The sequence below is a fragment of the Amycolatopsis iheyensis genome (assembly GCF_024703995.1).
GTDB classification, from domain to species: Bacteria; Actinomycetota; Actinomycetes; order Mycobacteriales; family Pseudonocardiaceae; genus Amycolatopsis; species Amycolatopsis iheyensis.
Window position 1 is genome coordinate 107,078 of sequence record NZ_JAMXQV010000020.1, and the last position, 26,337, is coordinate 133,414.

Consider the following 26,337-nt stretch of genomic DNA (forward strand, 5'->3'; position numbering starts at 1 on the left):
AAGGAACCCGACATGACCGACGAGCGCTTCGAACTCGGCCTGAAGACCCTCACCGCCATCGACGGCGACAGCGGGCAGCGCGTGCTCGACAACCTCGCCGACGTCTCCCCCGCGCTGGCCGAGGCCGTCGTCTCGTGGGGCTTCGGCGAGATCTACGCCAGGCCCGGGCTGGCGCCCCGCGACCGGCAGCTGGTCACCCTCGGCATGCTCACCGCGCTCGGCGGGTGCGAGCCGCAGCTGGAGGTGCACGTCAACGCGTCGCTCAACGTCGGGCTCACCCCGGCGGAGATCGTCGAAGCGCTCCTGCACTCGGCCGTCTACTGTGGATTCCCGAAGGCGCTGAACGCGACCTTCACGGCGAAGAAGGTCTTCGGCGAGCGGGGACTGCTGCCGGTGACCGCGGACTGAGGTGGGCTCGTGCGGGTGATCCTGTTCGGTGCGACCGGCATGGTCGGGCAAGGCGCGTTGCGCGAGTGCCTGCTCGACGACCGGGTCGAGGCGGTGCTGGTGGTCGGCCGGACGCCGCTCGGCACGAGCGACCCGAAGCTCACCGAGGTCGTGGCGGAGGACCTCTTCGCCATCGAGCCGATCACCGGCTACGACGCGTGCCTCTTCTGCCTCGGCACGTCTTCGGTCGGGGTGAAACCCGAGGAGTACGAGCGGATCACCTACCAGCTCACCCTTTCGGTGGCCCGGAAGCTGCCCGCGGACACCACTTTCGTGTACGTCTCGGGGGCCGGCACCGACAGCACCGAACGCGGCCGGGTGCGCTGGGCGCGGGTCAAGGGCGCCACGGAGAACGCGCTGGCGAAGCTGCCGCTGAAGGCGTACTCCGTGCGGCCCGGGTACATCCAGCCGATGGGCGGGGTGACGTCGAAGACCACGCTGTACCGGACGCTCTACCGCGTCGCCATGCCGCTGTACCCGGCGCTGCGGCGGCTGTTCCCGCGCTTCGTGACGACGAACCGGGAAATCGGCCTGGCCATGCTGGAAGTCGCCGAGAACGGTTACCAGAAGCCGATCCTGGAGAACACCGACCTCGTCACCGCCGCCGCGCGACGAGCCCGGCCAGCAGGTTCGTGAGCCCTTCGGCCAGCCCGTCCGCGAACGACGGCGCGCCGCCCAGCTCGGCCGCGGCGGCCGCGACCACCTCGGTCGGGTTGGCGAGCGGCCACGCCCCGGACACCAGCACCACCACGCCGAGCGCGAAGTGCCGCGCGGCCGCGTCCGAGAGCTCGGGCACCCGCGCCCGGACCAGGCCGCCGAGCCGCTCGGTGTTCGCCGCCGCGCGGCGCTTGAAGTCGCGGGCGAACTCCAGGGAGATGTTGCGCTCCAGCACCGGCGCCATCGAGCTGATCAGCTCGCACAGCAGCCGGCGCTCCGCGAGCGTCGCGGCGATCGTGCCCGCGACGCGCTCGAGGTCGGCCGAGGCGCCGAACTCGAGCCGGTCGAGCCAGTCCGTCCACTCGCCGTCGAGGACCTCGAGGAAGACCGCCTCGCGGCTGTCGAAGTAGCGGAGCACATTGGACTTCGCCAGCCCGACCCGGCACGCCAGCTCCCGCAGGCTGATCTCGGCGACCGGCCGCTGCGCGAGCAGCTCCCGCGCGGCGGCCAGGATCGCGGTGCGGCGCGCCGCGACCTGCTCGGGACGGCGCGCGCGCTGGAATCCGGCGCTCATGCGCCGAGGCTACCGATCGGCGGCGGTGGCGGCCCGGCGCGTCTTGACCCGCCGGTAGCTCCAGCCCAGCAACGCGAACAGGATCACCGACGACAGGATCAGGCTCGACCCGGTGCTCCAGCCGGCGAACGGCAGCGACTTCACCGTGCCCCAGACGATCCCCGCGGCCAGCAGCGCCAGCCCGGCCAGCACCGAGCCGGCGATCCGCAGCGGCGAGGACACGCTGTCCTCGGCCGCCTTCATCGCACGGTCGCGGACCGGGTCGACGTACTTCTCGAGCGCCGGGAACTCCGAGGCGAGCAGCAGCAGCCCGGCCAGCACCAGCAGCAGGCCGGGGCCGGGCAGGACGAGCAGCAGCACGCCGACCACCAGCAGGATGGCTCCCGCCGTCGCGATCAGGATCCGCTTGGCCTGTTTGCCGATACCCACTCGCCGGCTCCCCTCGTTTCGCCCGATTGTTCCTGGTTGCGGGCTCGCGTGCCACTCACGAGCACCCGCGCCCTGGCCGCGGCCACGACCACACCCGCCAGCGCGACCACGCCGAGCGCGACCACGAGGCCGGGCCAGACGTAGAGCACTTGGCCGTAGGTACCCCGCCGGCCGGCGAACACCACCCCGAGCAGCTGCGGGAGGAAGACGAGCGGGACGAGCGGCAGCAACGGCGGCACGAGCCGCCACCACCGGGGCTTCCGGCCCGCCCGCCGGACACCCACGACGGCGAGGCCCACGGCGAGCAACGCCAAGCCCGCGAGGACCCAGTCCGCGACCACTCCGGCAGGCAGCGAGGGCTCCGGCGAACCACCTTCGACCAGGTCGGCGAGGCCCCGGGCCAGCACCTCGGCCTCGTTGTCGAGCGCCATCCCCATGGTCGTCAGCACCGCGATGCCGTACCCGTCCGGGAGCAGGATCTGCGCGGCGGTGTGGCTGAACCACTCGCCCGTGTGCGACGCCCGCCCGTCGCGGACGGTCCAGCCCAGCGCGTAGTCGCGCCCCGGCGCCGGGGTGTGCGCCAGCCGGACCGACGCCGGCGACAGCACTCCGCCGCCGTCCCGTTGCGCGACCAGCCAGCGGGCCAGGTCGGCGGGGGTGCTCAGGACACCGTGGCTGCCGCCGGTGAACCAGTCCGGTTCGGACACCGGCACCTCGAACCCGAAGGCCCGGACGTACCCGGCGGTCCCGGCGGGCGGGGTGTCCACGCTGGTGCTCGACGTCATCCCGAGCGGCGCGAACAGCCGGGTCCGCAGGTACTCGGCGAACGGCTGCCCGGCGACGACCTCGACGATCCGGGCGGCGACCTCGTAGTTCGGGTTGTGGTAGTGGAATTCGGCGCCCGGTTCGCTCGCCAGCGGCGCGTCCCGCAGGCGCTCGACCGCCTCCGCGAGCGTGTGCGGCTGCGCCAGCTTCAGGTCGGGGAACGCCGAGTCGGCCATCCCGGACGTCTGGTCCAGGAGCATCCGGACGGTGATCCGGGCCCCGCGCGGGTCGGCGAGCCGGAACTCCGAGAGGTACCGCGTGACCGGCTCGTCGAGCCCGACCCGACCGGCCTCGACGAGCTGGAGTACCGCGAACGCCGTCATGGACTTGCTCACCGACGCGATCGGCAGCGGCGTCGACGCGCTGACCGTGCCGTACCCGGCGGCGCGGACGACGTCGGTGCCGTGGGTGACGGCCACGGCAGCGCCGGGCAGGCCGGTGTGGTCGAGGTAGGCCCGGACGTAACCGTCGATGTCGGGTGCCGGGGCCGCCGCGGCGGCGGGGGTCGCGGTGCCCAGCAGCAGGGCCGCGAGCACGAGGAAGAGCCTGGTCATGCGGGTAAAACTAGGGATTTCCGGGGGTCGCCCACCGCTGCCGGACGACGTCGGGCACCCCCTACTTTCGGCAGGTTGTTGACGGCGGCGGCCCGCCCTGTCATAGTCAACACATCGGTTGATAAACAGATTGGTTGATAAAGATGGCGGTTGACGAGGAGGCGCTGGACCGGGCGTTCACCGCGCTCGGCGACCCGGTGCGGCGCGCGATCGTCGCCCGGCTGTCCCGCGGCGAAGCGACGGTCAACGAGCTGGCCGAGCCCTTCGCGATCACCAAGCAGGCGATCTCCCGGCACGTCCAGGTCCTGGAGCAGGCCGGGCTGATCACGCGCAGCCGTGACGGCCAGCGCCGGCCGTGCCACCTCGTGCCGGCCGCCCTCGAAGCCCTCACCGGCTGGATCGACACCTACCGGCTGGCCACCGAACGCAGCTACCGGCGGCTCGACGCCGTCCTGGAAACCCTGGAGGACTCATGAGCACGACGATCACCGCCGCTCCCGGCACCCCGTTCATCGAGATCACCCGCGAGTTCGCGGCCGCGCCGGAGCAGGTCCTGCGCGCCCACACCGACCCGGACCTGGTCGTCCGCTGGCTGGGCCCGCACGGCATGGAGATGGAGATCCTGGAGTTCGACGCCCGCTCGGGCGGCGGCTACCACTACGTCCACCGCGACGACCGCGGCGAGTACCGCTTCCGCGGCGTCTTCCACACGGTGAGCGAGGACCGGATCATCCAGACCTTCGAGTTCGAGGGCGCGCCCGGCGAGGTCACGCTCGAGTCGATGACCTTGATCGACCTCGGCGGCCGCACGCGGATCGAAGGGCGCTCGGTCTTCCCGTCGGTCGAAGCGCGCGACGCGGCGATCGAGAGCGGCATGAGCGCGGGCATCACGCAGTCCTACGAGCGGTTGGACGCGGTGCTGGCATGACGGTCATCGCGAGCTTCTGCACGTCACTCGACGGCTTCGTGGCGCGCCCCGACGACAGCGTCGGGCCACTGTTCGACTGGTACACCGCGGGTGACGTCGAGGTGCCGATGGTCGGCTACCCGATCACGTTCCGCGTCTCCCCGTCGAGCGCCGGCTACCTGCGCGAACAGCTGGCTTCGGCACGCCACAGCGCGTTCGTCTGCGGTCGCCGCGTCTTCGACCACACCCACGGCTGGGGCGGAAACCCACCCGGCGGCGGGAAGGCGTTCGTCGTGACGCACCGGCCGCCGCCCGACTGGCCCGAGGAGAACCTGGCGCCGTTCACCTTCGTCGACGACGTCGCCGAAGCGATCGAGCGGGCGAAGGCGGCCGGAGACGGCAACGTCGGCGTCTCCGGGCCGGACATCGCCCGGCAGTGCCTGCGCCTGGGCCTGCTGGACGAGGTGCGGATCGACCTGGTGCCGGTGTTCCTCGGCGAGGGCGTCCGCTACTTCGATGACCTCGGCAGCACCCCGGCCGAGCTGGAGCGCGTCGAGGTCGTCGCGGGCGAAGGCGTCACCCACCTGCGCTACCGGGTGCGTTATCCGTCCTGAGTGGACACTTCCGCCAGCAGCCGGTCGAAGGGCACGAAGTCCGGCTCGACCGCGGCGGCGGGACGTCCCGCCGCCAGCGCGGCCAGCTCCGCGCCGGCTTTCTCGATCCGCCGTTGCAGCGCGCCTTCCCCACTGCCCCAGTCCGACGACGCCGCGTACACGCCCGTCGCCACCGGATCCGCCTTCAGGTAGCCGAACAACGGCCGCAGCTGGTAGTCCAGCACCAGCGAGTGCCGCTCGGTCCCGCCCGTGGCGCCCAACAGGACCGGCTTGCCCACCAGCGAATCCGCGTCCAGCACGTCGAAGAACGACTTGAACAGGCCGCTGTAGCCCGCCGTGAACACCGGTGTCACCGCGATCAGCGCGTCCGCGCCGGTCACCGCGTCGATCGCGGTGCGCAGCTGCGGGCTCGGGAAGCCGGTGAGCAGGTTCTTCGTGACGTCGAGGGCGATGTCCCGCAGCTCGACGACGGTCACCGAGACCGGCTCGCCGGCCGCGGCGACGGTCGCCGCGGCCAGCCGGTCGGCCAGCAGCCGGGTCGAGGAGGGCACCGAAAGCCCGGCCGTCACCACCGCGAGCTTCATGCCGGCACCTTCTCCGAAGCCGCCTTGAGCGACTCGTGGGTCGGCGCGTCCGGGACGTGCGCCGGGCGCAGGGCGTCGAGCTCCTTGCGCAGCACCGGGACCACCTCCTCGCCGAGCAGGTCGAGCTGCTCCAGCACGGTCTTCAACGGCAGGCCCGCGTGGTCCATCAGGAACAGCTGGCGCTGGTAGTCGCCGAAGTGCTCGCGGAAGGTCAGCGTCTTGTCGATGACCTCCTGCGGGCTGCCCACGGTCAGCGGCGTCTGGTCGGTGAACTCCTCGAGCGACGGCCCGTGCCCGTACACCGGCGCGTTGTCGAAGTACGGCCGGAACTCGGTCCACGCGTCCTGCGACTTCGGGCGGATGAACGCCTGCCCGCCCAGCCCGACGATCGCCTGGTCGGCCTGGCCGTGGCCGTAGTGCTCGAAGCGCTGGCGGTAGAAGGCGATCAGCTGCTGGAAGTGCGACGTCGGCCAGAAGATGTGGTTGGCGAAGAAGCCGTCGCCGTAGTACGCGGCCTGCTCGGCGATCTCCGGACTGCGGATCGAGCCGTGCCACACGAACGGCGGCACGTCGTCCAGGGGCCGCGGCGTGGACGTGAAGCCCTGCAGCGGCGTGCGGAACTTGCCCTCCCAGTCGACGACGTCCTCGCGCCAGAGCCGGCGCAGCAGCGCGTACTTCTCGATGGCCAGCGGGATGCCCTGGCGGATGTCCTCGCCGAACCACGGGTAGACCGGGCCGGTGTTGCCGCGGCCCATCATGAGGTCGACGCGGCCGTCGGCGAGGTGCTGCAGCATCGCGTAGTCCTCGGCGATCTTCACCGGGTCGTTCGTGGTGATGAGCGTCGTCGACGTCGAGAGGACGATCTTGGACGTCTGTGCCGCGATGTGCCCCAGCAGCGTCGTCGGGGACGACGGGACGAACGGCGGGTTGTGGTGCTCGCCCGTCGCGAAGACGTCGAGCCCGACCTCCTCGGCCTTGAGCGCGATCCGGACCATCGCCTTGATCCGCTCGTGTTCCGTGGGGGTGGTGCCGTTGGTGGGATCGGTCGTGACGTCGCCCACCGTGAAGATTCCGAACTGCATGACCTGACTCCCTTCGCGAGCCCCATCTTACATGCGCGTTCAACTACTTCCAAGCAAGAGATATTCCGGCCGTCAATGCCGTAGGGGGCACCAAGTAAGGTCAGGGACATGGACGCGGAGCTCGGTCGGCTGGGTCTGGCAGAACGTTCGGTACGCCTTCTCACGGGCCGCGACATCTGGGGTTCGATCACCCCACTGCTCGCGCCCCGCCGGAACCTGGTCGCGGCTTTCGGCCACGTCGGTCCCGGGGCGGCCGCCCTGTTGCCGTTGCAGCCCGGCGACACCCTGATCACGGACGCGAGCCTGGACACCGTGCTGTCCGGCGCGACGAGCCCGCACGCCCTGCTGCACTGGGTGAAGGCGGGCGTGATCGTGCACTCGCTGCGCGGGCTGAACGCGAAGCTGGTGATCGCCGAAGACGACCCGTCGTTCGTGGTCGTCGGCTCGGCCGACGTCACCGCGGCCGGCCCGCGGCAACTGTTCGAGGCGGTCACGCTCTCCCACGAGAAGCACACCGTGGAGGAGGCCCAGGAGGCCTGGCTCGAGTGGTGCGACCTCGCGGGCCCCGCGCTGACAGCCGGCGACCTGGAGCCACTCCTGGAGCAGTACGGCGCCGGCAAGCCGGTCACCGCGCAGCGTCCCGCCGCCCCGGCGCGGACCGCGGCGCCCACCCGGCCGGTGGTGACGTCCCGCCCGGCGACCCCGGTCCGGCCCGCGGCCGCGACACCGCCGCCGTCGCCCGTGCGTCCCGCCCCGCCCGCGCCGTCCCCGGTCCGCCCGGCCGCGCCCGAACCCGCCGCCCCGGCCGAAACCACGCCGGCCGCCGAGGTCCCGGAGCCGATCACGGTCGCACCGGGCCCCGAAGACGTCCCCGAGACGACCACCGCGAACCCGGAACCGGTTGCGGCCGAGGCCGGGCCGGAGCCGGCCGAACCGACCGACGTGCCCCGGCCGAAGTGGCCGCGCCCGGCCGAGCTGTACCTCGTCAGCCTCGTCGAGGGCGGCGAGCCGTCGGCGGAAGCCGAGTACCGCCTCGAAGAGCTGGCGCGCGAGTACACCCACCCCGGCGAGAACGGCGAGCAGCCGTTCCGCGTCGAGCTGTTCTGGGCCGACGACGGCCAGGGCCAGGACCCGCCGCGCACGCTGCGCGCCGGTGTCCACGTGATCCGCGTCTACAGCCAGAAGCAGGGCCGGGCCCTGGTCGGCTCGCGGATCGAGGCCCCCGGTCTCGTGCTCGCCGCCTACGCCGACGAGTTCGCCTACCCGCGCCGCACGTACTGCTACATCCTGACCCGGGAGCCGGCCGCGCGGCCGGCGTTCGGCGACCTGCGCAAGGGCCTCGCGACCATCGGCGAGAAGCCGAACTTCCGGAACAGCTTCCAGGTCCCGCGGAAGATCGAAGCCCTGCTGGGACTGTGGCCCGACCTGGGCTACGACCCCCGGTAGACCGCGCTCCGCGCCACACCGGAGGCGGGAGCGCGCGGAAGTTGTCGGGGGTGGCGGATATCCTGCAGTACGGTGCAGGCCACGTCCGCACCACCACCAGCACTTTCGCGAGCCACGATCCGGGAGAACGACCCTGTGACTGCCGAGACCTTGTACGGGGCCGATGACCTGACCCATCTCGAGGGTCTCGAGGCCGTCCGCAAACGCCCCGGGATGTACATCGGCTCCACCGACAGCCGGGGCATCAACCACCTCTTCTCCGAGGTGGTCGACAACTCGACGGACGAGGGCGTCGCGGGCCACGCGACGAAGATCGTCGTCACGCTGCACGCCGACGGCAGCGTCCAGGTCGACGACGACGGCCGCGGCATCCCCACCGGCACCCACGCCAAGTCCGGTTTGTCCGGCGTGGAGCTGGTCCTGACCCGGCTGCACGCCGGCGGCAAGTTCGGCGGCTCCGGCTACAAGACCTCCGGCGGCCTGCACGGCGTCGGCGCTTCGGCGGTCAATGCGCTGTCGCACCGCTTCGACGTCACGGTGAAGCAGGACGGCAAGGTCCACCAGATGTCGTTCAAGCACGGCGTCCCCGGCACGTTCGACGCGCCGGGCCCGAAGGCGAAGTTCACCCGCCGCTCCGGGCTGAACCTCGCGGGCAAGATGAAGCGCGGCGAGCGCTCCGGCACGTCGATCCGCTACTGGTACGACTCGCGCTACTTCGAGTCCGGCGCGGCGCTCGACGTCGAAGGCGTCCGGACCAAGCTGCGCAACACCGCGTTCCTGGTCCCGGGCGTCACGTACGTGCTGCGCACGGCGATCGAAGACACGATCAACGAAGAGACGTTCCACTTCCCGCACGGCCTGGTCGACATGGTCGACTTCCTGACACCGTCGGGCGAGAAGCCGGTCTGCGGCACGCTGCTGATCACCGGCGAGGGCACGTACAAGGAGAACGCGGCCGACGCCGCCGGCGTCATGCAGTCCAATGTGGAGCGGCACGCCGAGATCGAGGTGGCGCTGCGCTGGGGCACCGGCTACGAGCGCACGGTCGAGTGCTTCACCAACACGATCCGCAACGTCCACGGCGGCACGCACCGCCGCGGCTTCGACCGCGCGATGGCGAAGGCGTTGCAGGACGCCATCTCCAAGACCCGCGGGCTGCTGAAGCCCAAGGAGGACATGCCGACGATCGAGGACGTCCTCGAGGGCATGACCGCGGTGATCCACGTCCGGCTGCCGGAGCCGCAGTTCACGTCGCAGACGAAGGACGAGCTGTCCACCGCGGGCATCACCCGCGTCATCCAGGGCATCGTCGACAAGCACGTCAAGGCGTGGACCGAAGAGCGCAAGACGAAGTCCGAGGCGAAGGTCGTGCTGCAGAAGGTGGTCGACGCCTCGCGCGTGCGGCTCACCCAGAAGCAGCAGAAGGACGCGGCCCGGCGCAAGACCGCGCTCGAGGGCGCGGCGATGCCGCCGAAGCTGGTCGACTGCCGCACCACCGGCGTCTCGCGCAGCGAGCTGTTCCTGGTGGAGGGCGACAGCGCGCTGGGGTCGGCGCGCATGGCGCGCGTCTCGGAGTACCAGGCGCTGCTGCCGCTGCGGGGAAAGATCCTGAACGTGCAGAAGGCGTCGCTGGGCGACACGCTGAAGAACGCCGAGATCGCGTCGATCGTGCAGGTCCTGGGCGCGGGCACCGGCCGCACGTTCGACCTGACGACGATGCGCTACGGCCGCGTCATCCTGATGGCGGACGCGGACGTCGACGGCTCGCACATCCGCACGCTGCTGATCACACTGTTCGCGAAGTACATGCGCCCGGTGATCGAAGACGGCCGGCTGTACGCGGCGATGCCGCCGTTGCACAAGCTCGTCACGAAGGGCCGCAACCCGGAGACGCACTTCACCTTCACCCAGCGCGAGATGGAGACGAAGTTCGCCGAGCTGGAGAAGGCGGGCAAGAGCATCGTCACGCCGGTGCCCCGGTTCAAGGGGCTCGGCGAGATGGACGCCGACGAGCTGTGGGAGACCACGATGAACCCGGCCAGCCGCTCGGTCCGCCGGATCACGATGGACGACGCCGAAGCCGCGGAGTCGGCACTGGAACTGTTGATGGGCGAGAAGGTCGAGCCCCGGCGCAACTGGCTGGTCGCCTCTTCCGACCGGGTCGACCGCGAAGCCATCGACGCCTGAGTTTTTCGTAGCTACCAAGGAGTTCTACCGTGGCACGCCGCAAGGGCACCACCACCAAGGTCGATCCCAGCGCGTTCGACTCCCCCGGTGCGCACGTCTTCGACAACTCGCTGAAGACCGAGATCGAAGACTCCTACCTGGAGTACGCGTACTCGGTCATCCACTCACGCGCCCTGCCGGACGCGCGTGACGGCCTGAAGCCGGTGCACCGCCGGATCCTGTACTCGATGAACGAGAACGGCTACCGCCCGACGCACGCGTACGTGAAGTCGTCGCGCGTGGTCGGCGACGTCATGGGCAAGTACCACCCGCACGGCGACGTCGCGATCTACGACGCGATGGTGCGGCTGGCCCAGGACTTCTCGCTGAACGTCCCGCTGATCGACGGGCACGGCAACTTCGGATCCCCAGACGATGGACCGGCTGCTTCGCGGTACTGCCTGGTCGGAGACACCCGGATCCGGCTGGCGGACGGTTCCAGCCCGCGCATCGCCGACGTCGTGAACCTGCCTGCCGACTCCGAGGCCGACGCCGACTTCGAGGTCCTGGACAAGGACGGCAAGGCCGTCCAGGTCGACAAGGTCTTCAACTCGGGCGTGCACCCGACGGTTCGAGTCACCACGAAGTCCGGCTTTTCGCTCCGGGGCAGCGAGAACCACCCGGTGCTGTGTCTCGAGGCGCCGATGGGTGTCCCGGTGTTCCAGTGGAAGCAACTGGACGAGATCAAGCCGGGCACGATCGTCTGCGTCGCGCGCAACGCGTGGACCAACGTCGTCCCGACCGCCCGGGAGTACGTGCTCGGCGTGCTGGCCGGCGCGTGGGCGTCCGAGGGCTTCGCCAGTGAGAACCGTGCCGGCTTCAACAACACCGACGAGCACTTCTTCGGTGAGGTCCTGCACGCCTACGACCAGGTCGTAGGCGGCAAGCGATACGTCTCCGAACGGCAGACCCGCCAGGATCGCAAGCGGATCCACGAACTCGATGTCCAGGACTACGCGGGCGGCATGGACGCCTTCCGCGCGAGCCCGCTCGCGGAGTTCATCGGCCACCAGGCACGCGACAAGGTCGTGCCCGAGTTCGTCTGGAACGGCGGACCGGGCGTCAAGCGGGCCTTCCTGATGGCGGCGTTCGAGGGTGACGGCGGCTGCCGGACCGCCAAGGACGGCTTCACGGTGCAGTACACGAGCTACAGTGAGCAGCTGACCGCCGGTCTGCAGGAACTGCTCGCGGAGTTCGGCGTAATGGCCACGCACCGGCGCTACACCCGGACCAGCGGCTCGGTCGAGCACCGGCTGGTCGTGTCGGGGCTGCGCAACGTTCGTGCGTTCGCCGAGCGCGTCGGGTTCCTCAAGACCAAGCAGACCCGGCTGCAGGAGCTTGTTCAGCGATCAGTGCTTCGCCCTCACCGGCTCAGCTCCGATCGCGTCCCGTTCGTGGCCGACTACGTGCGCGGCGCGATCGACTTCGACCATCGCGGCAGCGGGCGCAAGTGGCTGACCAAGCACAACTTCGACCGGATCGAACGCTGGGAGACCGAGCGGCTCCGCATCATCGACCGGATCAAGGACACCGAGGTCCTCGCCACGATCCTGCCGATCATGGACTCGGGTTACCGGTTCGAAGAGGTCACCGAAGCCGTGGCCGCCGAGCCGGCCGAGGTTTATTCCGTCCGGGTCAAGACCGAAGACCACTCGTTCTTGGCCGGCGGGTTCGTCAACCACAACACCGAAGCACGCATGTCCCCCGAAGCCATGCAGCTGGTCGGCGAGCTCGGCGAGGACACCGTCGACTTCCGCCCGAACTACGACGGCTCGCTCGAAGAGCCGTCCGTGCTGCCCGCGGCGTTCCCGAACCTGCTGGTCAACGGCACGTCCGGGATCGCGGTCGGGATGGCGACCAACATGATCCCGCACAACCTGGGCGAGGTCATCACCGCGGCGCGGTGGCTGATCACGCACCCGTCGGCGACGCTCGACAAGCTGATGGAGTTCGTGCCCGGCCCCGACCTGCCCACCGGCGGCAGCCTGCTGGGCCTCGACGAGGTCCGCCGCGCGTACGAGACCGGCCGCGGCGTGGTCCGGATGCGCGCGAACTGCGAGACCGGCCCCCTCGAAGGCAGCCGCGGGCGGCAGGCGATCACCGTCACCGAGCTGCCCTACGGCGTCGGCCCGGAGAAGGTGATCGAGAAGATCACCGACGAGGTCAACAAGTCCAAGCGGCTCACCGGCATCGCCGACGTCAAGGACCTCACCGACCGCGAGAACGGCACGCGGCTGGTCATCGAGTGCAAGGTGGGCGTCAACCCGCAGGCGCTGCTCGCGGACCTCTACCGGCTCACGCCGCTGGAGCAGTCGTTCGGCATCAACAACCTGGTGCTCGTCGACGGCCAGCCGCAGACGCTGGGCCTGAAGGAGCTGCTGGAAGTCTTCCTGCGGCACCGCTACGACGTCGTCACGCGGCGCACGAAGTACCGGCGCCGCAAGCGTGAAGAGCGGCTGCACCTGGTCGACGGCCTGCTGATCGCGCTGCTGAACATCGACAAGGTCATCAAGCTCATCCGCGAGAGCGAGAACGCGGCGGCCGCCAAGGACGGCTTGATGACGCGCTTCAAGCTGTCGGAGATCCAGGCGACGTACATCCTCGACACGCCGCTGCGCCGGCTCACGAAGTACGACCGGCTGGAGCTGGAGTCGGAGCAGGAGCGGCTGCGCGAGGAGATCGCGGAGCTGTCGAAGATCCTCGACGACGAGTCGGTGCTGAAGAAGCTGGTGTCGTCGGAGCTGGCGAAGATCGCGAAGGACTTCCCGACCGAGCGCCGCACGTCCCTGATCGACGGTGACCTGAAGGAGGTCCTGGCGGCGTCGAAGCCTTCGGGCCCCTTGGAAGTCACGGACGACCCGTGCCAGGTGATCCTGTCGGCGACCGGCTTGGTCGCTCGCACGGCGGCGGAGTCGGAGGAGTCGACGGAGACCCGCCGCCGCAACGGCCGCGTGAAGCACGACGCCGTCGCGGCGGTGGTCCGCACGACCGCACGCGGGCAGATCCTGCTGGTGACCAGCCGCGGCCGCGCGTTCAAGACGGACGTGTTGCCGTTGCCGGTGCTCCCGGAGCAGGCCGGCACGGTGTCGCTGCGCGGCGGCATGGCGGCCAAGGAGCTGGTCCCGCTGGAGAAGGGCGAGACGGTCGTCGGCATCGCACCGCTGGGTGAGCAGGCGGCAGGTTCCCCGGGCTTGGCCCTCGGCACCCGCGCGGGCGTGGTGAAGGTGTGTTCACCGGAGTGGCCGGTCCGCTCGGACGAGTTCGAAGTGATCTCCCTGAAGGACGGCGACGAGGTCGTCGGCGCAACGTGGTTGACGGACGGCACGGAGACGCTGGCATTCGTGTCGTCGGAGGCAGCACTGCTGAAGTACGCGGCTTCACTGGTCCGCCCGCAGGGTCTCAAGGGCGGCGGCATGGCGGGCATCAACGTGGGCGCGGGCGCGGTGGTGTTCTTCGGAGCGGTCCGCACAGACGACGACGAACACGGCGAGCCCCTAGTCATCACTTCGACGGGCGCCAGTGTGAAGGTCACGCCGTTCAGCGAGTACCCGGCGAAGGGCCGAGCCACGGGCGGCGTCCGGGCCCAGCGGTTCCTGAAGGGCGAAACGGCTCTTCGTGTGGCTTGGATCGGCCCGCGCCCGGCCGGCGCGGCTCGGAACGGTGACCCGGTGGAGCTCCCGGAGATCGACGTCCGCCGGGACGGTTCGGGGCACGCCCACCCAGGCCCGGACGTGGTGGGCCACCTCATCGAACGAGACTGACGGTCGTGGGTGGTGCGCCGGCGGGCGCACCACCCACAGTCAGGCCAGAAGCGCCTTCGCGATGTGGGTCACCTGGATTTCGTTGCTGCCGGCGTAGATCATCAGCGACTTCGCGTCCCGCGCCAGCTGCTCCACCCGGTACTCCGCCATGTACCCGTTGCCCCCGAAGAGCTGCACCGCCTCCATCGCCACCTCGGTAGCCGCTTCGGACGAGTACAGCTTCATCGCCGACGCCTCCGCCAGCGTCGGACGCTTGCCCGCGTGGAGCTTGGCCACCGTCTGGAACACCATGTTCTGGACGTTCAGCCGCGCCACTTCCATCTTCGCCAGCTTGAGCTGGATCAGCTGGAACCGCCCGATCTCCTGGCCCCACAGCTTCCGCGACTTCGCGTATTCGACGCACAGCCGCAGGCACTCGTTGATGATCCCCAGCGACAACGCCGCCACCCCGACTCGCTCGGCCGCGAAGCTCTCCCGGGCGCTCTCCGAACCCGACGACGAAAGCAGCCGGTCCTCGCCCAGCCGGACGTCATCGAAGAACAGCTCGCCCGTTGGCGATGACATCATGCCCATCTTCTTGAACGGCTTGCCCTGGACGAAGCCCGGCAGCCCGCGGTCCAGCACGAAGGTCAGCACCGGGCGGTCGCGCACCGGCGAGCCGTCGTCCAGCTTCGCGTACACCACCACGACATCCGCGTAAGGGCCGTTGGTGATGAACGTCTTCCGCCCGTTCAGCACGTATTCGCCCTCGGAAAGACGGACCGTGGTCTGCATACCGCCGAAGGCGTCGGAGCCGGAGTCCGGCTCCGTGATCGCCCAGGCGCCGATCTTCTCGAACGTCGCCAAGCCCGGCAGCCAACGTTCCTTCTGCTCCTGAGAGCCTTTCGAGAGGATCGTCGCCGCGGTCAGGCCCAGGGAGACGCCGAGGGACGCGACGATGCCCAGGCTCACCCCGGCCAGCTCGCTGATCGCGATCAGCGCGAGGGTTTCCTGGCCGCTCATCTTCGGTGTGGAAGAGCCCGAGGAACCGGAAAGCAGCTTCGAGACTGACTCTCGCGCGAGTGCGTCCAAGCCAAAGGCGGCGAACAGCTTCCGGATGATGTCGTACGGCGGCAACGCCCCGCTCTCCAGCGCGTCCAGGTGTGGCCGGATCTCTTTGTCGATGAATTCCCGGATGGAGTCGCGGATCAGGAGATCCGTCTCGGACCACTCGATCACGGCAGCCTCGCCGCGATGTCGTCGATCTGCCACGGCCCCTCGGTCTCGATCACCTTGACGTCGTGCCACCCCGCCAGTTCCGAGATCGCCCCTCCTTGGACCGCGAATACTTTCCCGGAAACCGGGCACTTCGACGAAGCCAGGTAGGCCACCAACGGCGAGATGTTCGCCGGCGAGAAGGCATCGAACTCCCCGGGAGCCACCGGCGCAGCGAAAATCGCCCCCATCCCCGGCGTAGCCAACGTCAACCGCGTCCGGGCGATCGGCGCGATCGCGTTGACCCGCACCCCATAACGCTCCAGCTCAGCCGCCGCGACCAGAGTCATCGCCGCGATGCCCGCCTTGGCCGCGCCGTAGTTCAGCTGGCCCGGGTTCGGCAAGGTCACCCCGGACGCGGACGCCGTGTTGATCACCGACGCGGCCACCGCGGAACCCGCCTTGGACAAGGACTTCCAGTACGCCGCCGCGTGGTGGAGCACCGCCGCGTGCCCCTTCAAGTGGACCGCGATCACCTCATCCCACTGCTGCTCGGTGAGGCCCGCGACGAAGCTGTCACGCAGGATGCCCGCGTTGTTGACCACCACGTCCAGCCGGCCGAACTCGGACACCGCCTGCTCGACCAGCTCCGCCGCGCCCGCCCACGACGCCACGTCCGACGTGTTCGCCACGGCCGAACCGCCGGACGAGCGGATCTCCGAGACCACTTCGGGGTCCGGCTCGATGTCGTTGACCACCACCGAAGCGCCTTCCGCGGCGAACAACAACGCATGCTCCCGCCCGATCCCCCGCCCCGCGCCGGTGATCACCGCCACGCGCCCGTCGAGTACACCCATCACAGCTCCGCCAGTCCGTCTTTGATCACGAGTGTGTCTCCCACCTTGGTTTCGAAGGCGTACGAACCCGGACCCGCCGCCCAGATCGACGTCGACAAGTCCTGTCCCGGCAGCACCGGCGCCGCGAACCGCACCGCCAGCCGCCGGAGCGACCCCGCTGGTGCCACCGACGTCAGCACCGCCCAGGACGTGAACGCCATCGTGCACAGCCCGTGCGCGATGATCCCCGGCAGTCCCGCGGCGCGCGCGACCTCGGCGTCGAGGTGGATCGGCATCGGGTCGCCGGCCGCCGGGCCGTAGCGGTACGTCTGGTCGTCGTCGACGTGCTGGCTGACCGTCGCCACCGGAGGCGTGGCCCGCAGAGCCTCGTCGAACCGGTGCGAAGGTCCGAGCGAGCCCTCCTTCGAGCCGTTGTCGAAGCCTCGCACGAAGAACGTCACATACTGCTCGTTCACCAGCTCCCCGGAGGCGAGCCGGCATTCCAGGTACACCGTCGCCCGCGTGCCCTTCGGCAGCCCTTCGAAGCCGGTCATCTTGGCCCGTGACACGAGCGAATCACCGGGGCGGATCGGGCGGTGGAACCGGAAGTCCTGCTCACCGTGCAGCACCCGGCCGAACAACGACGTCGGCACGACCTCCAAGGCCGGCTCCAGCAGCGACTGGAACACCGGCACGATCGCGAACACCGGGCTCGCGACGTCGCCGGAAGCGTGCGCCGGGATCGGGTCGTTGGTCGCCGCCGCGTACTCGACCAGCCGCGCGCGCGTGACGTCGAACGGCTCCGGCGACGTCCACTTGTCCAGCCCGGCCGGGTCGAACTTCACGCGACCAGCGCCTTGAACTTCTCGAGGGACTCGTCGAGGTTCTTCTTGCCGTCCTTCTCGACGGCCTTCCCGAGCGCCCCGACGATCATCTGCCCGGCGAACCCGGCCTCGATGCTCGCCGCCGAACCGGTGCCGGCCGCCGCCACCGACAGCGAGAACTCGATCTTGACCCCGGCCATCCCGGTGCCCGAGATGACCAACCGCGATGGCGGGTCGAACGCATCGACCGTCCAGGTGATCGTGTTCGCCATCCCGAGCATGGTGACCACTTCGGACACCTGCGAGCCCTGCGAAAACTCCGCCGGGACGTCGCCCTTCCACTTGGTGTGGATGGTCAGCCACTTCTCGAAGTTGTTGGGATTGCTGAACTCCGCCCACACCTTCTCCGGCGCGGCGGGCAGTTCGACGGACGCGCTGATCCGGCCCATGGTTTCTCCTAAGCTCGCTGGTAGGCGGTGACGACGGCGGCGCCACCGAGTCCGATGTTGTGCTGCAACGCGGCCCGCACGTCCGCGACCTGGCGCGCGTTCGCGGCACCGCGCAGCTGCCAGGTGAGCTCGGCGCACTGCGCGAGCCCGGTCGCGCCGAGCGGGTGCCCCTTCGAGATGAGCCCGCCCGACGGGTTCACGACCCATCGCCCGCCGTACGTCGTGTCGCCGGCGTCGACGAGGTGCCCGCCTTCGCCTTCGACACAGAGCCCGAGCGCCTCGTACGTCAGGAGTTCGTTGGCGGAGAAGCAGTCGTGCAGCTCGACGACCTGGAAGTCCGCGGGTCCGAGCCCGGACTCGTCATAAACGCGAAGGGCCGCCTGGCGGGTCATGTCGTAGCCGACGATGTTCTTCGCGCTGCCGTCGAAGGTGCTGCGGAAGTCGGTGGTCATCGCCTGGCCGACGATCTCGACGGCCCGCTCGGCGAGGCCGTTGGCGTCGACGAAGGCTTCACCGGCGAGCAGAGCCGCGCCGGAGCCGTCCGACGTCGGCGAGCACTGCAGCTTGGTCAGCGGGTCGTAGATCATCCGCGACGCCAGGACGTCTTCGAGCGAGTAGACGTCCTGGAACTGCGCGTACGGGTTGTTCGCCGAGTGCCGGTGGTTCTTCTCGCCGATCTTCGCGAAGTGCTCGGCGGTGGTGCCGTACTGCTTCATGTGCTCGCGCCCGGCGGCGCCGAACATCCACGGCGCGGGCGGGAACAGCACCTCCGAAATCTCGGCGAGTGCCTGCATGTGGTTGCCCATGGGCTGCTCGCGGTCGTCGAACGTCGACCCGAGCGAGCCCGGCTTCATCTTCTCGAAGCCCAGCGCCATGACGCAGTCCGCGCGCCCGCCGCGCACCGCCTCCGCCGCCAGGTACAGCGCGGTCGAGCCGGTCGAGCAGTTGTTGTTGACGTTGACCACCGGGATCCCGGTCATCCCGAGCTCGTAGACGGCCCGCTGCCCGGACGTCGACTCGCCGTAGACGTACCCGACGTACGCCTGCTGGACGGCGTCGTAGCCGAGGCCGGCGTCCCCGAGCGCGTTGGTCCCGGCTTCGCGGGCCATCTGCGGGTAGTCCCAGCCCTCACGCCGCCCGGGCTTCTCGAACTTCGTCATCCCGACGCCGACGACGTACACCTTGTTCGCCATGCAACAAACATACAGACCGGCATGTATTTATCAAGACCGAACCACAACCCCGCAGCTTTCACGTGAAAGCTCCACTTTGCGACGCAAAGCGGCACTTTCGTCATGAAAGTGCCGCTTCGGGGGCTAGGCCAGGGGGGCGAGGGGGCCTGGGTAGCGGGCCGGGTCGAGGCAGCTGCCGAGGCCGTCGACGACCGAGCAGAAGCCCGGCGGCCGCACCGGCGTGTACCCGCTCGGCACGCCGTGGCCGGCGATCAGGTCGCGGTAGGCCGCCACGGCGTCGGTCGGCCGGCGGGTCAGCGTGGCGTCGGACCGGGCGTCCACTGTGTACAGTCCGAACCGCGGCTGGTAGCTGCCCCACTCGTAGTTGTCGGTGAGGCTCCAGTAGTTGTAGCCGATGACGTTCATGCCGTCGGCCTTCGCGCGCTGCACCCAGTAGATGTGGTCACGCAGGTGATCCGAGCGGGTGTAGCCGTCGGGACGCGCGTTGCCGTTGTCGGTCGGCATCCCGTTTTCCACGACGTACAACGGCAAACCGGGGAACTTCCGCGCGTAGTACCGCAGTGCGTAGTAGATCCCGTCCGGCTGCGGCGTCACCTTCCAGAACTCGCCACTGGCCGCATGGATCGCACTGAGGTTGTCGAGGCTCGCGCCGTAATAGTAGTCGAGGCCGGCGAAGTCGAGCTTGTCGCGCACGCGGTCGAGGAAGGACGCGTCGAGCACGCCCTGGACCGCCGGGATGTACGCGGTGTTGCTGGACACGAGCGCGCCCGGGTCCAGCGAGTGGATGAGGTCGTAGGCCGCGCGGTGCACCGTCACCAGCCGCGATTGCGCCCACGGCAGCTTCCACCCGGCGAGGCCGCCGTTGGTGGTCTCGTTCTGCAGGTAGACGGTCGGCTCGTTGATCGTGATCCAGATGGCGCCGAGCCCCTTGTAGCGCTCGACGACGCGGCGGGCGTTGACGAGCCAGGCATCGACCGTGCGGTCGCTGTCCCAGCCGCCCTGGTCGGCGACCCAGCCCGGGTAGACCCAGTGGTCGAGCGTGATCATCGGCCGCATGCCGGCGTCGAGGACGTGCCGGACGACGTCGTCGTAGTACGCCAGCTCGGTCTGGTCCACCTGGCCGGGCCGAGGCTCGATCCGGGCCCACTCGACGCTGAACCGGAAGACGTTCACACCCAGCTGCTTCGCGCGGTCGATGTCCTCGGCGTAGTGGTGCCGGAAGTCGACGGACTCGCGGTAGGGCTCCTTGATCGACGACGTCTTCGCCTGCTCGTACCGGCGCCAGTTGCTGTCGGGCGCCGAGCCCTCGGCTTGATAGCCGGAGGTCGCGACACCCCAGAAGAACGGCTGGACGGCGGCCGCCGCCGGGGTCACCAGACCCGCCAGGAGCGCCAAGACCACGAAGACCGCACCGCGCCGCATGGCACCCCCGTTCGTGAAGGAACTTCATGTTAGGCCGCGGTGAGTCGGCGCACATCCCCCGATGGACGGAAGACAAATCAGCTTAAGCAAGGCTAACCTCACTTCGATCTTGACCGAGTTGGGGGACGCGATGACCGCCGAAGCACCCGTGCTGACCAGGGCCGATCCACCGAAGGCGAAGCGGCGCCGGTGGCTGCGGCGCAAGCCGGTGCGGCGGTTCCTGGTCGTCACCCACCGGTGGACGTCGCTGGTGCTCGGCCTGCTACTCATCCTGGAAACCACGTCCGGCGTGATCCTGCTGTACCGCGCCGAGTACTTCCGCGCGACGCACGCGGACTTCTACGCGCACACCGAAAGCGCCCACCCGGTCGGCCTGCAGCAGGCCCGGGACCTCGTCAAGCAGGCCCACCCGGAGTTCTCCGCGGCCTGGGTGAGCAACGACGGCGGCATCATCGCCGTCGGCGACACCGAGTACACCGAGGCGTACGCGGTCGACCCCGGCAGCGGGCGGATCACCGGGCCGCAGAAGCTGTCCGACGGGGTCATGGGCTGGCTCACGAACCTGCACGACTGCGGGTTCGGCTGCACGACCCAACCCGGTTACGTATCGTGGCTGGCCGCGCCGTCGCCGGTGCCCGAGGTGACCTGGGGCGAGCTGGTCCTCGTCGTGCTCGGGCTGCTCATGATCCTGCTCGCGATCACCGGGATCGTCGTGTGGTGGCCCGGGTTCAAGAAGTTCTCGCACGGCTTCCGGGTCCGGCTCGGCAAGGGCCGGTTCGCCCGCGACTACGACCTGCACAACGTCATCGGGATCGTGTCGGTGCCGTTCGTGCTGATGTGGGGCGTCACCGGCGCCGCGTTCTACCTGCCGCCGGTGGAAAACGCGTGGCTGGCCATCACCGGCGGCTCGGCGCCGGACGAGGCGAAGTACAGCTTCACCGCGAACCCGGCCGCGCCCGGCACGCCGGACATCGGCATCGACCGGGCCTCGGCCGCCGCGCTCGCCGCCTCCCCCGGTTCGATCCGCTACCTCGTCCCGCCGGCCGAAGGCACCGGCTACTACACGGTCTCGATCGCGGACGACGGCTACCAGCCCTACGGCGCCCGCGCGTTCTTCGGCGGCGACCGGACGGTGTACGTCGACAGCCACGACGCCACCCACGTGTCCTCCGTGGACGCTGCCCCGGAACCCACGGCCAACCGCTTCTACAGCAAGGTGTTCGAGGCCGCGCACTTCGGCTGGCTGGTCGACGGCTGGTGGCGGCTCGTCTGGGTGGTCCTCGGCCTGACGCCGCTGGCCCTGATGCTGACCGGGATTTCGACGTGGCTGTTCCGCCTGGGCACCAAACGCCGTCGCCGCAAAGCGAAAGCGGCGTGATCGAGTCCCTGGCCTTCGCGACGACGGTCGTCTGCCTGCTGTCCGGGCTCACCGCCCTGGTCCTGACGGCGGCCGGGCGTTACCACTGGCCGCGCTGGCGCCCGCTGGCCGTGCTGCTCGAACTCGCGCTGCTCGCCCAGGCGATCGCGAGCGTGGCGAGCGACCACCCGGCGGAACCCGCGACGCACGGGGCGTACCTGGTGACGTCGCTGGTGGTCCTGCCCGCCGGCACGGCATGGGGCGCCCGCGGAACCACGCGGTCCGCGGGCGCCCTCCTGGCCGTGCTCCTCCTGACGCTGGCCGTCCTGGTCGTGCGGATCAGGACGACGGCGCGCTAGGCGACCTTGAACGACTGAGCGGCGCTGCCGTCACAGGTCGACTGGACCAGCTGGACACTGTCCGCTGTGGACGCTCCCGGCACGGTCAGGCACTTGCCGCTGTGGCGGACGACGAAGTGGTAGTACCCACTGCCCTCCGAAACCGGCTGCCACTGCTGGTTGTTGCCGCCGCTGTAGGACCACAGCTGCAGGCCGGCGTTGTCGGTCGTCGCCACGTTGGTGACGTCGATGACCTCGGCCGGGTTGGTGCGGTTGTTGATCCGGTCGAAGCCGCCGCTGGTCGGGGCGAACTGGTACTGCTGGGCCGTGGTGCCGTTGCAGGAGTACTGCTGGATCACGGTGCCGTTGGTGCTGCCGGCGGCCTTCGCGTCGACGCACTTGCCGGACGCCTTGTTCGTGACGGCGTACCAGGCCGACGGGTCGATCGTGCCGTCCGGCGGCGGAGTCGTCGTGCCGCCGCCCCCGAGCCACTTCAGGCCGTCGAGCAGGAACCGGTTCTGGTCGGCGCTTTCGAACGTCGAAGACAGCGCGGTGTTCGTGTCGTAGTTCATCGCGTTGTGGCCGAAGTTCGAGTAGATCATCTTGTAGTTCTTGTTGGTCCACGAGATCGGGTAGTACCCGCTGTACCAGGTCTGGTTCGGGTCGGTGCCGATCGGGAAGGTGGAGGAGTCCATCGACGCCAGGATGGTGATGTTGCTGTTCTGGCGCAGGTCGTTCTGCCAGGCGTACCACTCGGACGTCGAGGACTTGATCGTCGCCGGCAGGTTCACCGTCGACGGGTGCGTGCGGTTCTCGATCCTCAGCGTCTCCGGCGTCGGGCCCCAGGTGTTCGAGGTGAACCGGCCGGTGCCGAGGAAGTCGTTGTGGAACCAGTTGGCGTACGACGGCGTCGAGCTGTCGTTGTACGCCGTGACGTGGAAGCCGTAGAACGCGCCGCCGGCCTGCATGTACCGCTGGAAGCCCTGGAACTGCGCCTGCGACTGCGGCTGGTCGTCGAGGAACATGACGACCTGGTACTGGCTCGGCGTGATGGTGGTCAGCTGGTTCCAGTTGGTGGTCGAGGTGTAGGTGAAGCCGTTGGCGCCCGCCTGCTGGGGGAACCAGACGTTGGCCTCCTTCTCGAAGCTGATGTGCGCGGCGTCGTAGGTGCCGCTGTAGAAGGCGAGCACCTTGAACGGCGTCGCGGCCTGCACCGCCGGCGCGCCGAGGCTCAAGCCCAGGCACGCGGCGAAGAAGGCCAGGATTCTGACCAGGTGACGGCGTGGCATGCGGATTCCTTCCGGTGGGGGCGGGGAAACGATCACCAGTGGCGCGAGTAGTGCAGGCCGTAGCCGAAGGGGAACAGCGCGGGCTTGCCGTCACCGACGTTGATCGGCTGCTGGTCGGCGCTGCGCATCCAGGTCACCGGCAGCTTCCCGGTCGGGTTGTAGTCCCCGAAGAGGACGTCGGCGACCCCCTGGCCCTCGCTGCCCGGCAGCCACGACTCGACGAGCCCGGCCCAGTCCGGCAGCTGCGCGGCGATGTCGAGCGGCCGCCCGGACACCAGCACGACGACGGTCGGCACGCCGGAGTCCTTCAGCTTCTGCAGCGTGGCGAGGTCGGTCGCGTCCAGTCCCATCCCTTGTGGACGGTCGCCCTTGCCTTCCGCGTAGGGCGTCTCCCCCACGACGGCGACGGCGACGTCGTAGCTCCGGTCGATCCCGGTGCCGTCCTTGGCGTAGGTGACCTTCGACGAAGTCTTCTGGATACCCTGGAGGATCGTGGTGCCCGGGATGACCGGGCCGCTCGTGCCCTGCCAGCCGACGGTCCAGCCGCCGGACTGGTTGCCGATGTCGTCGGCGCTCTTGCCGGCCACGAAGATCTTCTCCCGCTTGGAAAGCGGCAGCACGTGGTTGTCGTTCTTCAGCAGCACCTGGGACTCGCGGACGGCTTGGCGCGCGAGGTCGCGGTGCGGCTTGCTGCCGATGGTGTTCAGGAACCGGCGGTCGGTCAGCGGGTGCTCGAACAGGCCGAGCTCGAACTTCTTCGTCAGGATGCGCTGGTTGGCGTCGTCGATGCGGGACATCGGCACGCGGCCTTCCTGCACGAGCGTGCGCAGCGTGTCGATGAACTTCTGCCACTCGTAGGGCACCATCACCATGTCGATGCCCGCGTTGATCGACGCCTCGACCTCTTCGGGGGTGAACCCGGTCTTGCCGTCGATCTTGTCGACGCCGTTGTAGTCCGAAACGACGATGCCCTTGAAGCCCAGCTCCTTCTTGAGGACGTCGTTGACCAGGTACGAGTTCGCGTGCAGCTTGACGCTGTTCCAGCTGCTGTAGGAGATCATCACCGAGCCGACGCCGCGCTGGACGGCGGCCTTGAACGGCGGCAGGTGGATCGCGCGCAGCTCCTGCTCACTGATCTCGGTGTTGCCCTCGTTGACCCCGCCGGTGGTGCCGCCGTCACCGACGTAGTGCTTGGCGGTCGCCATCACCGAGCCGGGCCGGTCCAGCGCTTGCCCCTGCAGGCCGGTGATGATCGACGACATCTGGGTCGCCAGCTGCGGGACCTCGCCGAAGGACTCGTAGGTGCGACCCCAGCGGTCGTTGCGGGCCACGCACAGGCAGGGCGCGAAGTCCCAGTCGATGCCGGTGCCGGAGACCTCTTCCGCGGTGGCGCGGCCGATTCTCTCGGCCAGACGCGGGTCGCGAGTCGCGCCCAGGCCGATGTTGTGCGGGAAGACGGTGGCGCCGTAGAGGCCGTTGTGGCCGTGGACCGCGTCGACGCCGTAGATGAGCGGGATGCCCAGTGGCGTGGCGAGCGCGGCCTTCTGGAAGCCGTCGTACATGTCGGCCCAGGTGACGGGCGTGTTCGGCGTCGGCTGCGAGCTGCCACCGGAGAGCAGCGAGCCGAGCCGCCCGGTGGTGACGTCGGCCGGGCTTTTGACGCCGAGGCGTTCGGCCTGCATCATCTGGCCGAGTTTGTCGTCGAGGGTCATCCGGGACATCAGATCGGCGACCCGGACCTTCACCGGACGCCAGGAATCCTTGTACGCCGGGTGGTTCCCGGCGAGCGCGGGGGTTTCCGACGCCACCAGCAGCCCCAGGGCCAGCGCGCCGATGCCGAGTCTGCGGCCGAGACCCATCCGGGTCCTCCTCGTCGAGAGACCGAAATTCACGCCTTGAATTAAGACACAGGCTTTTGGTTTTGGTCCAGACCTCTGACCGAACTCGGTTTCCGCTGACCGGGACGGCGGGTTCCGGGACACGGACTGACCTAATTCGGTCCTACGGTGCCGGTATGACACGCGAACACGACGACCTCCTGGGCCTGCTGGCCGAAGTGCGGTCCCGGCTGCTGATCCCGGCCCGGGACGTTTCGGACGCGGACGCGTCCCGCCGCACGACGGTCAGCGAACTGACCCTGGGCGGCTTGATCCGCCACCTGGCCACGGGCGAGCGGATGTGGCTGCAGGTCCTGTCTTCCGCCGACGGCTCGCTGCCGGAGGGCATGCTGGACACCGCGCAGTACACGATGAGCTCGACTTTGGCGCACTGGCTCGCGGAGTACTCTTCCGCTGCTGCCGCAACGGATTCCTACGTGCGTTCGCTGCCGTCACTGGACGTTTCGGTGCAGCTGCCGACCACACCGTGGTCCCCACCGGAGCCCCAGTTCTGGACGGCGCGGCGCATCGTCCTGCACCTGATCCACGAAACGGCCCAGCACGCCGGCCACGCGGACATCATCCGCGAGTCCTTGGACGGCGCGAACTCCACGGCCCAGCTGGCGTGACGGATGCGGGGTAGGCTCGCGGCCGATGCCGGAAACCCGCCACCTCACCCCGCCGCCCGGGCCGACGCCGGAAGGGCAGGGCTGGCTGCCCTCCGGCTTCCACCTCGGCACCCACCGCCACACCGAGGGCCAGCTGGTGTACGCGGCCGCCGGCGTGTTCGCCACGACCACCGCGCTCGGGACCTGGATCGCGCCGGCCAACCGGGTCACCTGGACGCCACCCGGGTTCGACCACTCCCACCGCTGCTTCGGCCGGACCGACTTCCGGCTCGTGGTCATCCCGGCCGAGCAGTGCGGTGAGCTCGTGGCGCGCCCCGGCGTGTTCGCGGTCAGCCCGCTCCTGCGCGAGGCCCTCCTGGCGCTGACCGACCCCGCCGAGCGCCGCCCGGGCGCCCACCGGCGGCTGCGCGCGGTCGTCGTCGACGAGCTCGCCGGGCCACCCGAACAGTCCCTGCACCTGCCCGAACCACGCGACGACCGGCTGCGCGCCGTCACCACGCTCCTGCACGCCGACCCCGCGCGGCCGGAGACGCTGGGCGAACTGGGCCGGGCGGCCGGAGCGAGCGAACGCACCCTCGGCCGCCTGTTCCAGGCCGAGCTCGGCATGGGTTTCCTGCGCTGGCGCACGATCCTGCGCGTGCACCACGCCCTGGTCCACCTCACCGAAGGCCGGTCGGTCCTCGACACCGCGATGGCGTGCGGGTGGGCCAACCCGTCGAGCTTCATCGACGCCTTCACCGACGTCGTCGGCCAGACGCCGGGCCGCTATCAGGCCGGACTGGGCCGGCACTGACTTGGCGGGTTTCCGGTATGCGGTGTCGCT

The 26,337-nt window shown here is 69.6% G+C and carries 25 protein-coding genes; 12 read left to right on the forward strand and 13 right to left on the reverse strand.

Annotation, left to right across the window (positions count from 1 at the left end):
- Positions 1–12: 12 nt before the first annotated feature.
- The gene (locus M8542_RS32985; protein WP_257924212.1) at positions 13–408 is read left to right on the forward strand and encodes a carboxymuconolactone decarboxylase family protein; all 396 of its coding nucleotides are present in this window, start codon (positions 13–15) and stop codon (positions 406–408) included.
- A gap of 9 nt (positions 409–417) precedes the next feature.
- Positions 418–1,083 (forward strand): Rossmann-fold NAD(P)-binding domain-containing protein, encoded by a 666-nt coding sequence (locus M8542_RS32990; protein WP_257924213.1) that lies wholly within the window; start codon positions 418–420, stop codon positions 1,081–1,083.
- Here M8542_RS32990 and M8542_RS32995 read toward each other — a convergent pair.
- From M8542_RS32995 to M8542_RS33005, 3 genes are read right to left on the reverse strand one after another with little or no spacing between them, the layout of a single operon-like run.
- The gene (locus M8542_RS32995; protein ID WP_257924214.1) at positions 1,043–1,678 is read right to left on the reverse strand and encodes a TetR family transcriptional regulator; all 636 of its coding nucleotides are present in this window, start codon (positions 1,676–1,678) and stop codon (positions 1,043–1,045) included. The genes M8542_RS32990 and M8542_RS32995 overlap by 41 nt on opposite strands.
- A 9-nt stretch (positions 1,679–1,687) precedes the next feature.
- Entirely contained in the window at positions 1,688–2,107 is a 420-nt protein-coding gene (locus M8542_RS33000) for a PGPGW domain-containing protein (protein WP_257924215.1), read from the reverse strand.
- The gene (locus tag M8542_RS33005) at positions 2,074–3,486 is read right to left on the reverse strand and encodes a serine hydrolase domain-containing protein (protein WP_257924216.1); all 1,413 of its coding nucleotides are present in this window, start codon (positions 3,484–3,486) and stop codon (positions 2,074–2,076) included. The genes M8542_RS33000 and M8542_RS33005 overlap by 34 nt, the downstream gene beginning before the upstream one ends.
- A 143-nt stretch (positions 3,487–3,629) precedes the next feature.
- Between M8542_RS33005 and M8542_RS33010 the strand changes: the two genes are divergently transcribed.
- The 3 genes from M8542_RS33010 to M8542_RS33020 are packed head-to-tail and all read left to right on the forward strand — an operon-like array spanning position 3,630 to position 5,007.
- On the forward strand, positions 3,630–3,962 hold the full coding sequence (locus M8542_RS33010) for an ArsR/SmtB family transcription factor (protein WP_257924217.1): 333 nt from the start codon (positions 3,630–3,632) through the stop codon (positions 3,960–3,962).
- Positions 3,959–4,414: an SRPBCC family protein gene (locus M8542_RS33015; protein ID WP_257924218.1), complete on the forward strand. Its 456-nt coding sequence runs from the start codon at positions 3,959–3,961 to the stop codon at positions 4,412–4,414. Before M8542_RS33010 ends, M8542_RS33015 begins: the two co-directional genes overlap by 4 nt.
- The gene (locus tag M8542_RS33020; RefSeq protein ID WP_257924219.1) at positions 4,411–5,007 is read left to right on the forward strand and encodes a dihydrofolate reductase family protein; all 597 of its coding nucleotides are present in this window, start codon (positions 4,411–4,413) and stop codon (positions 5,005–5,007) included. Before M8542_RS33015 ends, M8542_RS33020 begins: the two co-directional genes overlap by 4 nt.
- Here M8542_RS33020 and M8542_RS33025 read toward each other — a convergent pair.
- Together M8542_RS33025 and M8542_RS33030 are read right to left on the reverse strand one after the other, a co-directional pair.
- Entirely contained in the window at positions 4,995–5,591 is a 597-nt protein-coding gene (locus M8542_RS33025; RefSeq protein WP_257924220.1) for an FMN reductase, read from the reverse strand. The two genes, M8542_RS33020 and M8542_RS33025, sit on opposite strands and share 13 nt — an antisense overlap.
- Positions 5,588–6,673 carry an LLM class flavin-dependent oxidoreductase gene (locus M8542_RS33030; RefSeq protein WP_257924221.1) on the reverse strand — a complete coding sequence of 362 codons (1,086 nt, stop codon included), beginning with the start codon at positions 6,671–6,673 and terminating at the stop codon, positions 5,588–5,590. The genes M8542_RS33025 and M8542_RS33030 overlap by 4 nt, the downstream gene beginning before the upstream one ends.
- A 108-nt stretch (positions 6,674–6,781) precedes the next feature.
- Between M8542_RS33030 and M8542_RS33035 the strand changes: the two genes are divergently transcribed.
- The 3 genes from M8542_RS33035 (at position 6,782) to M8542_RS50675 (ending at position 14,106) form a co-directional block, all read left to right on the forward strand.
- A complete protein-coding gene (locus M8542_RS33035; protein WP_257924222.1) occupies positions 6,782–8,119 on the forward strand; it encodes a phospholipase D-like domain-containing protein in 1,338 nt (445 codons plus the stop codon).
- 135 nt (positions 8,120–8,254) lie between these two features.
- Positions 8,255–10,306 carry a DNA gyrase/topoisomerase IV subunit B gene (locus tag M8542_RS33040; RefSeq protein WP_257924223.1) on the forward strand — a complete coding sequence of 684 codons (2,052 nt, stop codon included), beginning with the start codon at positions 8,255–8,257 and terminating at the stop codon, positions 10,304–10,306.
- Positions 10,307–10,335: 29 nt separating this feature from the next.
- Entirely contained in the window at positions 10,336–14,106 is a 3,771-nt protein-coding gene (locus M8542_RS50675; RefSeq protein ID WP_257924224.1) for a DNA gyrase subunit A, read from the forward strand.
- 39 nt (positions 14,107–14,145) lie between these two features.
- On the opposite strand, the gene M8542_RS33050 is transcribed toward M8542_RS50675, so the two are convergent.
- The 6 genes from M8542_RS33050 to M8542_RS33075 all read right to left on the reverse strand — a co-directional run bounded on the left by M8542_RS33050 (position 14,146) and on the right by M8542_RS33075 (position 20,024).
- Entirely contained in the window at positions 14,146–15,324 is a 1,179-nt protein-coding gene (locus M8542_RS33050) for an acyl-CoA dehydrogenase family protein (RefSeq protein ID WP_257924225.1), read from the reverse strand.
- Positions 15,321–16,157, reverse strand: a complete 837-nt coding sequence (locus M8542_RS33055; RefSeq protein ID WP_257924226.1) for an SDR family oxidoreductase — start codon at positions 16,155–16,157, stop codon at positions 15,321–15,323. The genes M8542_RS33050 and M8542_RS33055 overlap by 4 nt, the downstream gene beginning before the upstream one ends.
- Positions 16,157–16,981, reverse strand: coding sequence for a MaoC/PaaZ C-terminal domain-containing protein (locus tag M8542_RS33060; RefSeq protein ID WP_257924227.1), 825 nt, complete (start codon positions 16,979–16,981; stop codon positions 16,157–16,159). Before M8542_RS33060 ends, M8542_RS33055 begins: the two co-directional genes overlap by 1 nt.
- Complete coding sequence (locus tag M8542_RS33065) at positions 16,978–17,409, reverse strand: type II toxin-antitoxin system Rv0910 family toxin (protein ID WP_257924228.1); 432 nt, start codon at positions 17,407–17,409, stop codon at positions 16,978–16,980. Before M8542_RS33065 ends, M8542_RS33060 begins: the two co-directional genes overlap by 4 nt.
- 8 nt (positions 17,410–17,417) lie before the next feature.
- Positions 17,418–18,602: a lipid-transfer protein gene (locus M8542_RS33070; RefSeq protein ID WP_257924229.1), complete on the reverse strand. Its 1,185-nt coding sequence runs from the start codon at positions 18,600–18,602 to the stop codon at positions 17,418–17,420.
- Between the two features lie 123 nt (positions 18,603–18,725).
- Complete coding sequence (locus M8542_RS33075; protein WP_257924230.1) at positions 18,726–20,024, reverse strand: family 1 glycosylhydrolase; 1,299 nt, start codon at positions 20,022–20,024, stop codon at positions 18,726–18,728.
- A 109-nt stretch (positions 20,025–20,133) separates the two neighbouring features.
- Here M8542_RS33075 and M8542_RS33080 point away from each other — a divergent pair, with 109 nt between their 5' ends.
- Together M8542_RS33080 and M8542_RS33085 are read left to right on the forward strand one after the other, a co-directional pair.
- On the forward strand, positions 20,134–21,402 hold the full coding sequence (locus tag M8542_RS33080) for a PepSY-associated TM helix domain-containing protein (RefSeq protein ID WP_257924231.1): 1,269 nt from the start codon (positions 20,134–20,136) through the stop codon (positions 21,400–21,402).
- Positions 21,399–21,740: a hypothetical protein gene (locus tag M8542_RS33085; RefSeq protein WP_257924232.1), complete on the forward strand. Its 342-nt coding sequence runs from the start codon at positions 21,399–21,401 to the stop codon at positions 21,738–21,740. The genes M8542_RS33080 and M8542_RS33085 overlap by 4 nt, the downstream gene beginning before the upstream one ends.
- Here M8542_RS33085 and M8542_RS33090 read toward each other — a convergent pair.
- Both M8542_RS33090 and M8542_RS33095 read right to left on the reverse strand, forming a co-directional pair.
- The gene (locus tag M8542_RS33090; protein ID WP_257924233.1) at positions 21,737–23,008 is read right to left on the reverse strand and encodes an RICIN domain-containing protein; all 1,272 of its coding nucleotides are present in this window, start codon (positions 23,006–23,008) and stop codon (positions 21,737–21,739) included. The genes M8542_RS33085 and M8542_RS33090 overlap by 4 nt on opposite strands.
- A gap of 32 nt (positions 23,009–23,040) precedes the next feature.
- Positions 23,041–24,867: a glycoside hydrolase family 3 protein gene (locus tag M8542_RS33095; protein ID WP_257924234.1), complete on the reverse strand. Its 1,827-nt coding sequence runs from the start codon at positions 24,865–24,867 to the stop codon at positions 23,041–23,043.
- A 155-nt stretch (positions 24,868–25,022) separates the two neighbouring features.
- Between M8542_RS33095 and M8542_RS33100 the strand changes: the two genes are divergently transcribed.
- Positions 25,023–25,514, forward strand: a complete 492-nt coding sequence (locus tag M8542_RS33100) for a mycothiol transferase (RefSeq protein ID WP_257924235.1) — start codon at positions 25,023–25,025, stop codon at positions 25,512–25,514.
- 25 nt (positions 25,515–25,539) lie between these two features.
- Positions 25,540–26,307, forward strand: coding sequence for an AraC family transcriptional regulator (locus M8542_RS33105; protein ID WP_257924236.1), 768 nt, complete (start codon positions 25,540–25,542; stop codon positions 26,305–26,307).
- Positions 26,308–26,337 lie beyond the last annotated feature (30 nt).

Coding starts and splice junctions, on each gene's coding strand:
- M8542_RS33070 (WP_257924229.1), bottom strand. CDS start 18,602: ATGGCGAACAAGGTGTACGTCGTCGGCGTCGGGATGACGAAGTTCGAG.
- M8542_RS33005 (WP_257924216.1), bottom strand. CDS start 3,486: ATGACCAGGCTCTTCCTCGTGCTCGCGGCCCTGCTGCTGGGCACCGCG.
- M8542_RS33100 (WP_257924235.1), top strand. CDS start 25,023: ATGACACGCGAACACGACGACCTCCTGGGCCTGCTGGCCGAAGTGCGG.
- M8542_RS33030 (WP_257924221.1), bottom strand. CDS start 6,673: ATGCAGTTCGGAATCTTCACGGTGGGCGACGTCACGACCGATCCCACC.
- M8542_RS33055 (WP_257924226.1), bottom strand. CDS start 16,157: ATGGGTGTACTCGACGGGCGCGTGGCGGTGATCACCGGCGCGGGGCGG.
- M8542_RS33035 (WP_257924222.1), top strand. CDS start 6,782: ATGGACGCGGAGCTCGGTCGGCTGGGTCTGGCAGAACGTTCGGTACGC.
- M8542_RS33025 (WP_257924220.1), bottom strand. CDS start 5,591: ATGAAGCTCGCGGTGGTGACGGCCGGGCTTTCGGTGCCCTCCTCGACC.
- M8542_RS33020 (WP_257924219.1), top strand. CDS start 4,411: ATGACGGTCATCGCGAGCTTCTGCACGTCACTCGACGGCTTCGTGGCG.
- M8542_RS33090 (WP_257924233.1), bottom strand. CDS start 23,008: ATGCCACGCCGTCACCTGGTCAGAATCCTGGCCTTCTTCGCCGCGTGC.
- M8542_RS33010 (WP_257924217.1), top strand. CDS start 3,630: ATGGCGGTTGACGAGGAGGCGCTGGACCGGGCGTTCACCGCGCTCGGC.
- M8542_RS33075 (WP_257924230.1), bottom strand. CDS start 20,024: ATGCGGCGCGGTGCGGTCTTCGTGGTCTTGGCGCTCCTGGCGGGTCTG.
- M8542_RS32995 (WP_257924214.1), bottom strand. CDS start 1,678: ATGAGCGCCGGATTCCAGCGCGCGCGCCGTCCCGAGCAGGTCGCGGCG.
- M8542_RS33105 (WP_257924236.1), top strand. CDS start 25,540: ATGCCGGAAACCCGCCACCTCACCCCGCCGCCCGGGCCGACGCCGGAA.
- M8542_RS33095 (WP_257924234.1), bottom strand. CDS start 24,867: ATGGGTCTCGGCCGCAGACTCGGCATCGGCGCGCTGGCCCTGGGGCTG.
- M8542_RS33065 (WP_257924228.1), bottom strand. CDS start 17,409: ATGGGCCGGATCAGCGCGTCCGTCGAACTGCCCGCCGCGCCGGAGAAG.
- M8542_RS33015 (WP_257924218.1), top strand. CDS start 3,959: ATGAGCACGACGATCACCGCCGCTCCCGGCACCCCGTTCATCGAGATC.
- M8542_RS32985 (WP_257924212.1), top strand. CDS start 13: ATGACCGACGAGCGCTTCGAACTCGGCCTGAAGACCCTCACCGCCATC.